Source organism: Microcoleus sp. Pol8_D6 (assembly GCF_036700965.1).
In the GTDB taxonomy this organism is placed as follows: domain Bacteria; phylum Cyanobacteriota; class Cyanobacteriia; order Cyanobacteriales; family Microcoleaceae; genus Microcoleus.
The window spans coordinates 15370-27369 of record NZ_JAUBPW010000042.1; the positions used below are offsets into that span (position 1 = coordinate 15370).

At 41.4% G+C, this 12000-nt stretch carries 11 protein-coding genes; 6 read left to right on the forward strand and 5 right to left on the reverse strand.

The annotated features are described in order from the left end of the window. Positions 1–257: 257 nt before the first annotated feature. The 5 genes from QUA10_RS17520 to QUA10_RS17540 all read right to left on the reverse strand — a co-directional run bounded on the left by QUA10_RS17520 (position 258) and on the right by QUA10_RS17540 (position 6432). Entirely contained in the window at positions 258–2036 is a 1779-nt protein-coding gene (locus QUA10_RS17520) for an ATP-binding protein (protein WP_333083756.1), read from the reverse strand. A 278-nt stretch (positions 2037–2314) separates the two neighbouring features. Then, positions 2315–3205: a phosphate/phosphite/phosphonate ABC transporter substrate-binding protein gene (locus QUA10_RS17525; protein WP_333083755.1), complete on the reverse strand. Its 891-nt coding sequence runs from the start codon at positions 3203–3205 to the stop codon at positions 2315–2317. A gap of 447 nt (positions 3206–3652) precedes the next feature. After that, on the reverse strand, positions 3653–3799 hold the full coding sequence (locus tag QUA10_RS17530) for a 7-cyano-7-deazaguanine synthase (protein WP_333083754.1): 147 nt from the start codon (positions 3797–3799) through the stop codon (positions 3653–3655). A 394-nt stretch (positions 3800–4193) separates the two neighbouring features. Next, positions 4194–5900, reverse strand: a complete 1707-nt coding sequence (locus QUA10_RS17535; protein WP_333083753.1) for an ATP-binding protein — start codon at positions 5898–5900, stop codon at positions 4194–4196. Positions 5901–6204: 304 nt separating this feature from the next. After that, positions 6205–6432, reverse strand: a complete 228-nt coding sequence (locus QUA10_RS17540) for a hypothetical protein (protein ID WP_333083751.1) — start codon at positions 6430–6432, stop codon at positions 6205–6207. A gap of 96 nt (positions 6433–6528) precedes the next feature. On the opposite strand from QUA10_RS17540, the gene QUA10_RS17545 reads away from it, so the two are divergent. The 6 genes from QUA10_RS17545 to QUA10_RS17570 all read left to right on the forward strand — a co-directional run bounded on the left by QUA10_RS17545 (position 6529) and on the right by QUA10_RS17570 (position 11963). After that, positions 6529–7452, forward strand: a complete 924-nt coding sequence (locus QUA10_RS17545) for a radical SAM protein (protein WP_333083750.1) — start codon at positions 6529–6531, stop codon at positions 7450–7452. Continuing rightward, entirely contained in the window at positions 7445–8758 is a 1314-nt protein-coding gene (locus QUA10_RS17550) for a photosystem II assembly protein (RefSeq protein WP_333083748.1), read from the forward strand. The genes QUA10_RS17545 and QUA10_RS17550 overlap by 8 nt, the downstream gene beginning before the upstream one ends. A 62-nt stretch (positions 8759–8820) precedes the next feature. Then, the gene (locus tag QUA10_RS17555; RefSeq protein ID WP_333083746.1) at positions 8821–9696 is read left to right on the forward strand and encodes an urease accessory protein UreD; all 876 of its coding nucleotides are present in this window, start codon (positions 8821–8823) and stop codon (positions 9694–9696) included. 153 nt (positions 9697–9849) lie between these two features. Then, entirely contained in the window at positions 9850–10152 is a 303-nt protein-coding gene (gene ureA, locus QUA10_RS17560; protein ID WP_015179363.1) for an urease subunit gamma, read from the forward strand. A gap of 34 nt (positions 10153–10186) precedes the next feature. Continuing rightward, positions 10187–10504, forward strand: a complete 318-nt coding sequence (locus tag QUA10_RS17565; RefSeq protein ID WP_333083745.1) for an urease subunit beta — start codon at positions 10187–10189, stop codon at positions 10502–10504. A gap of 331 nt (positions 10505–10835) precedes the next feature. Continuing rightward, entirely contained in the window at positions 10836–11963 is a 1128-nt protein-coding gene (locus tag QUA10_RS17570; RefSeq protein WP_333083744.1) for a glycosyltransferase family 61 protein, read from the forward strand. Positions 11964–12000: the final 37 nt, after the last annotated feature.

The following is a 12000-nucleotide window of genomic DNA, read 5'->3' on the forward strand; positions in this document are numbered from 1 at the left end:
GTTTCAGATTTCTTGTCACCAAGAGTTCTGTTTGTCGCTCAATTTTTGCGCTAATGGTTTTCTACTATGTCCAAAAGCGCCTCTATATCTGCCTGCCAAGTTCGCCCCGGATTTTTTACGTCGGGTCTTCAACTGGTTGAGCAAATCGGCTGGTTTGGGAAATTGGGCGGCTGTGGGATCTGAGTTTCAATAGTCGAATAACAAATTATGTGCCGTCGTTAACACATTAATGTCCTCAAAATAGACAATATCTAGCTTCAAGTTTGAGATGAGACGGGGAGTGCGATCGCAAACTCTGCTCCCCCTCCCAAAGATGAAATTACCTCTATTTTCCCCCGATGTTTTTCCACAATTTGGTAGCAAATTGCGAGTCCGATACCAGTGCCTTTTCCTGGTTCTTTAGTTGTAAAAAATGGGTCAAATAGCTTACTGTGGATGGCGGATGGAATGCCAGGGCCGTTATCGCAAATTCGCACCAGAATTTGGCTACTATCCAACTTTTGCGTCTGAATTAAAATCTGAGGATTTTTCCCTTTTTTAGAGTCCTGGGATGACTCTTCTAGTGCATCTATCGCATTGGCTATAATATTCATAAATACTTGATTTAGCTGCGCTGGATAACACTCTACTTCTGGCAACTCTCCATAGTTTTTGATAACTTCAATTCCCTGCTTGAGCCGACTGTTCAAAATCAATAGTGTATTGTCAATGCCTTCATGGATATCAACTAATTTCATTTGAGATTCATCTAAGCGAGAGAAGTTTCGCAAAGACAAAACTATTTGCCGGATGCGTTCTGAACCTATTTTCATAGATTCAAGCAGTTTTAGTAAATCTTCTGTGAGAAAGTCTAGTTCTATTTCTGCGATTTCTTCTGCGATCGCCTCTGTGGGTTCCGGGTATTCCTGCTGATAGAGACGAAGTAAATGCAGCAAGTTTATAACATACTCGTTGGCGTATTCTAGGTTGCCGTGAATAAAGTTAATAGGGTTGTTTATTTCATGGGCGACGCCTGCCACCATCTGCCCTAAACTGGACATTTTTTCGGTTTGAATTAACTGGGTTTGGGTGTGTTTAAGTTGGTGAAGCGCTGCTGTAAGCTCTTCTGTTCTTGCTTCTACTCGCTCTTCCAAAGTTTGGCGACCCAGCTCTAATTCATGGGTGTATTCTGCTACCCATTGAACTAATTGATTGATGGATTTTGCTAAGGTTCCTACTTCATCTTCTGTGGTGACAGGTGCTTGCAAATCAAAATTTGCTTGTTGAGTAATAGTTTTAGCAACGCTGGTTACAGCTTGGATAGGGATGGCGATCGCGCGGCTGGTACAGATGGCTAGAAAAGTAGCGATCAAAACTGACACTAACATACTCACTACGATGATTTGCACTCGCAATTTCTCAGCTATCTTAAAATTAATGTAGGCTTGTCTTTGCTGTGCCTTAGCTACTTCTGTCATCAAGCTTAAACTCTCTGACAGTCGCTCAAACTTAACATCGAGCTTAACTGCTCTATCCCCTCTGATTAAATCCAATACCTGCTGCTGTGCCTCTTTAACTTCTTCTGGTTTTAGCGCGGAGGAAGCTATTTCTTGCCCAAAAAATGTGAGCAATTGAGAATACGAATCTGTCGCAGTTGTGTAACCATCTAACAATTTCTTTAATTCAGCATAATTTACTGCTAATTCTGTGGAATGTTCTTCACTAAAAGTGTCTATTTCTGCAATAAGTTTTTTAACGGCCTTAACATCTTTCGAGAACTTAGCAGTTTCATATTCAAACCAGATTGAATCTCCCAAGATAGATATTAGTCGTTTGGGATGTGACTGCACTACCTGCACGGAATATTCTAAATCCCTGAGCAAATCCTGTTGCTGGTCGGCGAAAGTTAGAGCTTGGAAAGCTTGGTCTTGGTAATAGTCTCCACAGATCATTCCCCCTGTGGCTCCTAGTACGGCTATTCCAATTGCTAGTGAGTAGCCATAATTAATTTTTTTGGCAATGCTTAACCGAGAAATGAAGCGGTTAATTGCAGTCAAGGGAGTTTTTTTGAGAGGATTTTTGAGGTCGCGAGATCCTTCAGTGACAGCGGCATTATTTTTTCGTCTATTTAGGATAAGGTTTTTGAACCTCACAGCCCTATTCTCTCTCTGTTCAAACTTTTGCATACTGGCAACCTGAGCTAAATTTTAACAAGTTTATTAGTAAATGCACATAAATAAAGTCTCTTATTCATAGTAGGGCATCTTCCCTAGAGCTTATGGATTAAGGGCTAAAGCCCTACTACAAAGTAGGCATTAGATAAAATTTAACCTTCTTAAAAGAGATTCCCCTGACCAATGGCTTTATAAACTTCACGAATCATGTTATAATCACTGTCGTTTGCTGGCACCAGTTTAGCTCCTTGATACTTATCATTATCTTTCCCAACTAAAATTGCTTCAATTAGCTGATCTTGATTTTCTACCAGGCGATCGCGAATTTTTTCAACAAGAGTATTAGGCAGGTTGCTACTAGCAACAAACAAATCACTAGGTAAGGGTTGCCCTGTGGCAATAATCCGAAAATCATTGGTTGATAAACCGTCTGTTTTGAGTAAATCTTTGTATCTATTCACACCAATTGCTAAGGCATCAACTTGGTCTTGTTTGAGAGCCTGCAAACCCTTTCTTTCCAACATTGAGATTTTGAAGTCTGATTGGGGATTTAAGCCAGCATCCAGGAGAATTTTAATCGGGCCTAGATGACCACCAGTTGCACCTATTTTCCACATAGCTATTGTTTTACCTTTCAATTGTGCTGGTGACTTAATCTCACTATTGGCACGAACAAGAATAATTGAGTGATAGTCCGGGCGGGTGATGGCAATGATGGGAACAGCATTTGTCCGGGCCCGCATAATCACATATTCAGATGGCCCTGTTAGAGCTAATTTTAGCTGATCCGACTGGAGAGCTACGGCTGCTGCTATATAGTTATCTACGGGGAACAATTCAATTTTTTTCTCCAAAACTTCCCCAAGAACAGTCCGAAAGGTTTGATAATTTTGCTGCAAATCTTCTGCACCCTGAACATCAGTTACAGCAAATTCAAGGGTTTCAGGTTCACTTACGGCAAAATTGGAAGAAGTGCGATTAGATTGATTTACTGTTGTAGAACAACTTGCTACAAACAATAGCGATAACCCAACAAAATGCCGCCGCTTCATGATTTTTAGGAGTTTGAGTGGCAGTTTAAAATTGCATAACTATTATAAGCTATTTGGAAGAAACTTTCATTAAAATAGATTATCCGTTGGTTAAGCTTCTGTCAACTGTTGTGGCCAAATTATTAAGAAAATTTTTATCTATAGGTTTTATGGTTGGGATCATAAGGCAGCGGATCTTGTAAACCTAACTCCTTAAACGCTGCCAGACTTAACTCACAGGAATCGCAAACGCCGCCAGCAACTTCACCGCCGTAACAAAACCAAGTTTTTTTTGCAAGGCACTCCCCCATTATTGCCTAATTTAATGATTTCTGTCTTTTTTAGCTCAATCAGAGGTATTAAGATAGAGAGTGCATCACGTTCTTTCCCCTATTGTGCCCCTATCCGAAATGCTTCTTGAATGGCTTGAATATAATGGGGGCGACCGTCCCGATAGCCGGAATAATCTCAAGTGTTGATACTAATGTAAACGCGATCGGCGTTGAGAGTTTCGGCCCCGGCGATGCCAAAACTTAGAAAAATTGTATTGCGATCGATAACGTAGGTGATGGGCAGGCTTTCGGACATTCGATCGAGGGTACAATCCCGTATCACCAGGACGCCTCAAGAGGACTTTGATTGTCTAATTTTTACAAGTCCCGTTTTTTAAGAAGCGACACAGAATTTGTCAAAAGTTTAAATAGCGACAACGAACCTGTTAAAGTCACTGCTGTACTTTTGTGGTCAAAAAAGCTGCTAGAATCTTTATATAGCGAGCGCTTCAGTTAATCTTATGGAGACGGGATTAATTTTTAAAAGCGACAAATAATATGTTATTCGACACTAATCGCCATCTCATGCCCGGTAAAAAAACCATGATGTCTGTAGGGACTGGTTCACCAATATCTGTAATATAAGAATATAAGTTATATATCCCGTAAACCCGGCCTAATCGAGACTTCACAACCTTGACTCCAGACAAACAAAAACGAAGTCGCCCCGCGTGATATTACGCAGCAACTGGCAAAGTAATCACAAATTCCGTGCCCTGTCCTATTTGAGAATTCACCTCAATTTTCCCTTGATGCTTGGCAAGGATTTGATAGGAAATAGCCAATCCTAATCCAGTACCTTTGCCGATCGACTTTGTAGTAAAAAATGGGTCAAATATCTGTTGGGTACTGGCGGACGCAATTCCCGGCCCGTTATCCCGAATCTTGACGGTGACAGTATTGTCGGCTGTAATTTCCGTGCTAACCCAAATCGTTGGCGAATAGCCTTTGTCTGCCTTTTTCACCTCTTCCAGCGCATCTATTGCATTGCAAATAATATTCATAAATACTTGATTCAGTTGCACGGGATAGCACTCAACCGCAGGCAACTTGCCGTATTTTTTAATAACTTGAATACCTTGTTTGAGTCGGTGATTGAGAATGACGAGGGTGCTATCTATTCCTTCATGAATGTCGGCTGATTTCATTTTTCCATCGTCCGATCGCGAAAAATTCCGCATGGATACGACAATTTCGCGAATGCGATCGGCTCCCATTTTCATCGAAGATAGGGTTTTTGGTAAATCTTCTCTGAGAAATTCGAGTTCAATGTCTTCGATGCGCTGTAGAATGGCATCTGGTGGGTGGGGATAATATTCTTGATAGAGAGTTACCAAACCTGCCAAATCTTCGATGTATTGGTTGGCATAGTCAATGTTGCCGCCGATGAAGTTGACGGGATTGTTGATTTCGTGGGCTATCCCTGCAACCATTTGACCGAGAGATGACATTTTTTCGGTCTGAATTAATTGGGATTGAGTTTGTTTGAGTTCTTTTGTATACTCGCTAACTCGCTGAATCAATTGATTGAAAGAGGCCGCTAAAACTCCGATTTCGTCTTCGGTTGTGATTCGTACTTGGAGGTTAAAATTCGATTCGCGAGTGACTTGCTGAGCAAAATTAGTCACGGTTTCGAGGGGTTGGGCGATCGCGCGGCTGGTTTTGTCCGCTAGGGTGGCGGCGATGAGTGCTGAAATTAGCATACTCCCGATAATAATTCGGTTTCGCAAATTTTCAGCTTGTTCTAATGCTTGGGTTCCTTGCTGTTTGTGCATTTCTACTGTAGAAATTAGCTCGGTTAAACTTTGAGCAAGGTTATCTAGTACGATCGCCTCTTGGCCGCTGCTAGTCCTCAACATTTGTAGCTGTGCGGACTCGATGCTGTTGGGCTGCAAATTCCAAACTTCCGCTTCTTTTAACTGCAATTTAATTAGCTGACCGTAGTAATCAATGACGAGGGCAGATTTCTTCAAGATAGCCTGCAATGTGGCCTCTTCTGTTGCTAGTCTATGGGGATTTTCTCGTGCGAAAGATTCAATTTCTGCAATCAGGATTTTCGCTTGATTGATTTGCCCAATAAAGCGATCGTGTTCGTATTGCAGCCATACGGCGTTTCCCAAAACGACTGGCAATCTCGCCGCGTGCGATCGGGCTTCAAATACGGTATTTTGCAAATTTTGCAGCAGTTGCTGCTGCTGCCCAGCAACATTCACCTGAACTAAAGCTTGCTTGCGAAAGTAATCTCCCAATCTCAGTCCCGCACCAGTTCCCAAAATCGCTATGCCGATAGCTAAAGCATAGCCATAGCTAATTTTTTGACCTATCCGCAAATGGTTAAATCCTCCCTTCAGCCCAGTTAAATTAATAGATGAATGCTGTAACAACTTTTTTTAGCAGAGGTTTCTGGCTCTACTTTGCTATCTAAGGACTGAGTGTAGGTAAATAATAACATTGGCAGTTCCTCCCAAACAAATCAGGAGTAAGGGAGCGAAGAAAAGCAAAATGCACTTATGCTGAAGCCGAAAAACAGTTTTGAGTGTTTAATTTTGAATTTGACAATTTTTAACTCAAAACTTAACTCTTCCCCTAGTATCTCTGTTTTTAGACTAGAGTGTTTGTGATCTCTATCAACAATCTATGTGATTATACGCAAATTTACAAAACTTATGATTACAACGATTAGTATTTTTAGTCAGTTGGGACACAAGGCCCAACTACGGGTTCTCCCCGTTTTTCTTTTTTTGCCAGTTCTAGGTTTAATTCCAGCACTTTTGCTAAAATATCGTCGCTGTCAGTAAATCCGTAAGCTTGCATTACTTCGCGATCGAGCTTAGCGTGGAGTTTAAAGAGCTGACTTGTTGGTTCTTCAAAAAACTTATTGTAAAGTTGACTAATTACCCACTGTTTTGCTAACATTTGTTGAGTGCGGTACAGTGAAGTAGTAAGATAGAACCGCCCTTGCCTTTCTCATTTCTAAACATTTTCCATTTTAATACTGTAGCAGGTTCAATCATGGTAAAGTCTCAGTATGAAGGATATTCCGTCGGCAAGAAACACACTGTCGCACTCAAAGAAAACTTCGGAAGTTCTAAAGTGTATGCACAAAATGCACAGTCAGTGCTTAACAAAGCTACTGGATTTATCAGTGCTTACGATTTCACGCTAAATCCTTATCGCGGCTGTCAGTACGGATGCAGCTATTGTTATGCTGCTGCTTTTAGCCCTAATTCACAGATGCGTCATGATTGGGGAAATTGGGTCATCATCAAAGAAAATGCCACCGATATTTTAAAGAAAGAGTTGCATAGTTGGTACAAGAAAAACCCGGATCGACCACCTAGCATTTACATGAGTAGTGTCACCGATCCGTATCAGCCCATTGAAACTAAAAAACTATTAACTAGGTACTTGTTACAAGTAATGCTTTCCTATCAACCGACGCTGGTTATCCAAACTCGCAGTCCTATGATAACTAGAGATATCGATATTTTACAGAAATTTCAGCGGTTGCGAATTAACATGAGCATTCCCACTGGTAGCGAAAAAGTAAGGAAAGATTTTGAACCAAAGTCGCCGAGTATTCCTGCGAGACTTAAAGCTATGGCAAAACTGAAATACAGCTTTCCTTACCAAGAAAATTGCGAAGTCAGATTTTCTATAACTGTGACGCCACTACTCCCTACATTACCGGAAGATGAAGCTGATTTTATTAGCAAGCTGGCAGTTGTAGATCGAGTGGTGATTCAGGATTTTCATGCCAGAAACGGGCGATCGCTAATTGCGTCAACTCGCGAGGAAGCATTAGCTCTTAAACACAAGTACGCTTGGTGGTACAATAGCGAACAACAGAGTTATCGCAAGTTTAAAAATAAATTAATTGCGATGCTCCCAGATGTTGAAATTATGGAAGGTAAAGAGGGATTTGGCTATGAATAACCCGCTAGCTAACTGGTGGCGTTCCCATCAGTTTAACGAAGCCGTTAAGAGTCAAAATAATCGACTTGCCAAACAACTGTTAAAACAAATAGAAAATTCCGGGGCAAAATTCTCATGGCAGCAGAAGCTCTTTAAAGAGCGCCTACAGCTTGAGAAGTTATTGCAGAAAAAAAATGACCGCATCAAAGAAGCCGATCGGCATTTAGAAGAATTAGAAATGCAACTAAGCTTCGGGCAAGTTGACGATTCGCTGGCGCGGATTGATCAATTAACCTTGTTTCCCGACACAAAGTTCATTGAACATATTTCAAAATCTTTCAAATTGATAGACTGCGATGAGAGTATGATTCAATGCACGGGCATTGATGACAAAACATTTAATAATTTTGAACAACATTTGGCTGGCTTTATCAAGAATGAGCTTAATAAGTTGAACCGGGAAAAAAGCAATGTTGATTATTTACTTGAACAAGCTATTGACGATATACAGAAACTGAAAGAAGGACAAGATCCTCAATACAATTTTGAGCTAAGCCCTCACGTCTATTTAATCAGGTATTTCCTAGATAACGTCTACTGTACATATCTAGCTTGGTTCCTGATTTACAAGGCTGGATTATTACCGACTAAAGTTAATATCCTCGATATTGCTGCTGGGCCGGGTACAGTTGCTTACGGACTTGGTTTGTTGCTGCAAAGCAGTAGCAACTTTTTTTCAATGCCACCAATGCACATATCCTACTACTCTCTGGAACAGCAAAAAGCTTTTCAATACCGCGGACTCCAGTTTTGGCGGCAGTACATGGAACCGCAGGCGATGAATGCTTACTTTCGGTTTGACACTTCTAGTATCTTTGATGGGGAAAATCAATCTAAAAGACTGCCTAAAAAATTCTTTGATTTTATAGTGATTTCTCACTGTTTTTTTAAGGATGAGGAGAGAAGAAAAAAATCCCTTCAGATTTACAAGGATATATTTACAAACAGCCTGAATGATTCGGGTTACGCTTTGCTAATTATTCAAGATAAGAAGTTGCTGATACCATACAATGTTCGTCGAGTTGATGATTGCCAACAAGAGCTAAATGTAGTACGACAATTCGTTGATGAACTGGGCTTAAACTTAGTTTGGTATAAATATTTAAATTCAATCGGTAGCAGGACATCCCATCCTAACTTTGGAAAGTTTGCTAGAGAAAATCTACCTGTACAGAAATTCATCAGTCCACTTTTCCGCCAGCACCTTAAATTACCTTACGAGCCGCATTATGGGCTTGATGACTATGTGATATTAGCAAAAAAATGATAAATATACATCTCGAAAAAAATAAAAAAAGTTTCCAATTTAACATTTAATCGTAAAAATCCGTGATTCAAAAATCCACTGAAACACCTACCAATAACATTCAAACTGGATGGCACGGCAGCCTGAATTTAGCCTACGCTAACCGCAGCGGTGCAACTCAAATCATTCACAATCAAATGCAAGCACCCCTGAAGGTGCAGCGCCCGTTTTATCCTGAAGGGAAAGAGATTTGTCACAGCGTCATCTTGCACACGGCTGGCGGAGTTGTCGGGGGCGATCGACTTTCCAGTCATTTTCACCTCCAACCCAACGCCAAAGCCTTGATTACCAGCGCCGCTGCTAGTAAAATCTATCGTAGCAGCGGACTAGAATCACAACAAAATATCGACATCAAACTAGAAGCCGGTGCTAATTTAGAATGGCTGCCACAGGAAACAATAGTTTTTGACGGCGCAATATATCGGCAAAATTTGCGGGTAGAATTAGCACCAACAGCGAGGATTTTACTGTGGGAAATTACCAGATTTGGACGCAGTGCTAGGGGCGAAAAGTTCTTGTCGGGAGAATGGACCTCGCACACCGAAGTCTGGCAAGAAAACAGCCCTTTATGGATTGACAGACAATTGCTAAAAGGAGGAGAAAAAATGCTCGAAAGTCCTCACGGTCTCGCAGGAAAACCCGTAGTCGCCACCCTAGCTTGGGTAGGTGAGCCCGTAACCACAGAACTCGTGGAAAAAGTGCGAAATTTGCCATCAGAGGCAACAATTTATCCTGGTAATTCCACCGTCGGCGTGACTCGTATTCCTAACGGTTTGCTGTGCCGATATCGCGGTACATCCACCACTGCAGCGAGAGACTGGTTTGTCAGCATTTGGCACTTGCTGCGCTTGTCTTTTTCACAACGCCCTTGCTGTTTGCCCAGAGTTTGGATAAAATAGGATGATATTTGAGTTTCAATGTATAGTTGCCCTCCTAACGAGATTATTCATCTCTCTCTTCTCTGACTCTGCGCCCTTTGCGGTTTAATCATTCACAAACAGCCGTAAAATATATCATAATCAAATAATGCGATCGCCCTTACAAGAATAAAAATGCAACTCACCCCCCAAGAAAAAGACAAACTGCTGATTTTCACCGCAGCCCTGGTAGCAGAGCGACGGAAACAACGAGGTTTAAAATTAAACTATCCAGAAGCACTAGCCTACATTTCCGCAGCCATTTTAGAAGGAGCCAGAGACGGCCTCACCGTCGCCGATTTAATGAGTTATGGAACCACTCTCCTGACGCGGGAAGATGTGATGGAAGGGATACCGGAAATGGTGCATGAAGTCCAGGTTGAAGCGACTTTTCCCGATGGAACTAAACTCGTTACAGTACACGATCCGATCCGTTAAAAAAATCAACCACAGAGACTCATAGGAGGAAAAGATGATTCCAGGAGAAATGATTATTTCAGCAGGCGAAATAGAACTAAATGCAGGGCGTGAAACAGTACGGTTGCGGGTAGGAAATAAAGGAGATAGACCTATACAAGTTGGTTCACACTATCACTTTTATGAGGCAAACGAAGCCTTAGAATTTAATCGAGAACAAGCAAAAGGAATGCGATTGGATATCCCCGCCGGTACAGCAGTCAGGTTTGAACCCGGAGATGAAAAGGAAGTGCAATTAGTACCTTTTGTAGGTAGTCGTGAAGTCTACGGCTTTAATGGAAAAGTGGATGGTAATTTGGATGCTGAAGTATGAAGCCAGATGACCGTTCACGATTGTTGATTTTGGAATTTGAAACTTTTTAACTTCAAAGTTCTGCCAGTTTCCCAAAAAAATGCAACTGTAGGAAATATCCACACCATGATAGTAATAAGTCATCCGCAATCCCCAATCTAACATGAGATCACTTCCAGCCCTATGCCTGGAGAGTGACAAAGCCATCTCACAACTTTTTCTCTGCCTTCTGTATAAGTGCCTTCTGGCTTTCTTTTGTTAGTTCAATCTCCGACTTTTGAGCGAGTTAAAATTTGCATTTTGTATCTAGAGTGGTTGTTAAAACTGCAAAGATATACAGCAAAAGTGCGTGATGAACCCAAAATTAGTTGACCAGATAAAACAGACATTGAAGCAGAGCTTGCTGGCAACCTCAAGGCGTGTCTGGAGAACCCCGTTAGACCGACGCACCAGCATCAAATTGTTAGATGACAGCATCGTTTACAAAAAGCAGCACCAACCTATCAATATACCCGCATTAACCTCGGTTAAAAAAGTGCCTTCTCGGTTTTTTGCCACGGAAAAACCCGTGTCTTTTGACCCAGATTATGTTTGGAAGATTACCCTCAATCAAAAAATAAATTCTCTAACTATTTGTACGTCGGGCAACACGCTGCTGAATAACAAGTTGCTTTTAGACTTGGATTTTCGGATTAGCGGTGCGGGCATTCTGGAATGGCCTTACAAACCTAACCAAATTACCTATCCGCTGGTAGTTGCTCCTTGGTCGCATTTGTGGTGTAGTTATTATGATTTTATCATTTTTGTGCTGGCTAAACTTTGTCGAATTGAGGAGGCTTTAGGTAAGGAAATTTGGCAAGAAGCTAAAATTTGTTATCCTTTACGACATACAGATTTTGAGTTGGGCTTTATGACCAAACTTGGTATTCCTGAAAGTTCACTAATCGACACTCGGGCTAGAGATACGGGATATCATGCAGAAAGTGTGGTGGTGGGAAACAATCAAGACTGGTATTTTCCCAGTCCTTACGATATAGAGCTTTTGCGGAAAAAATTCTGTCTTAAGGAAAAGGTAAAGCCTTATAGAAAACTTTATCTGTCTAGAAGCGGCCGGCGCAAGGTTAAAAATGAAGTACAAGTGCGAGAGGTTTTGAAAGAATTTGATTTTGACACTTTGGAAGATATTTCGCGCACTGTTGATGAACAAATTCGTCTGTTTGCAGAAGCGGCGGTGGTTGTCGGTCCTCACGGGGCTGGTTTTACAAATTTGCTGTGGTGTCAGCCGGAAACGAAAGTATTGGAATTCTTTTATGGAGGGTACACTCCGCCATATTTCTATTACATTTGCCAGCTATTGGGATTAGAATACTCTCGTATGGTTGATGACAACAATGTAGAGGAAGATTGGAGTTTCATTGGCATGGATATGACGGTGGATGTAGAGATTTTGAAAAGGCAAATCCAGAAAATGCTGGAGTAAATTGGCCCGATTATACCATTTTAGATTTTCGAGGGGC

Bases quoted from the DNA above. Each gene is read 5' to 3' on its own strand.
- QUA10_RS17525 (WP_333083755.1), bottom strand. From the start codon at position 3,205: ATGAAGCGGCGGCATTTTGTTGGGTTATCGCTATTGTTTGTAGCAAGT.
- QUA10_RS17540 (WP_333083751.1), bottom strand. From the start codon at position 6,432: ATGTTAGCAAAACAGTGGGTAATTAGTCAACTTTACAATAAGTTTTTT.
- QUA10_RS17550 (WP_333083748.1), top strand. From the start codon at position 7,445: ATGAATAACCCGCTAGCTAACTGGTGGCGTTCCCATCAGTTTAACGAA.
- ureA (WP_015179363.1), top strand. From the start codon at position 9,850: ATGCAACTCACCCCCCAAGAAAAAGACAAACTGCTGATTTTCACCGCA.
- QUA10_RS17570 (WP_333083744.1), top strand. From the start codon at position 10,836: ATGAACCCAAAATTAGTTGACCAGATAAAACAGACATTGAAGCAGAGC.
- QUA10_RS17565 (WP_333083745.1), top strand. From the start codon at position 10,187: ATGATTCCAGGAGAAATGATTATTTCAGCAGGCGAAATAGAACTAAAT.
- QUA10_RS17545 (WP_333083750.1), top strand. From the start codon at position 6,529: ATGGTAAAGTCTCAGTATGAAGGATATTCCGTCGGCAAGAAACACACT.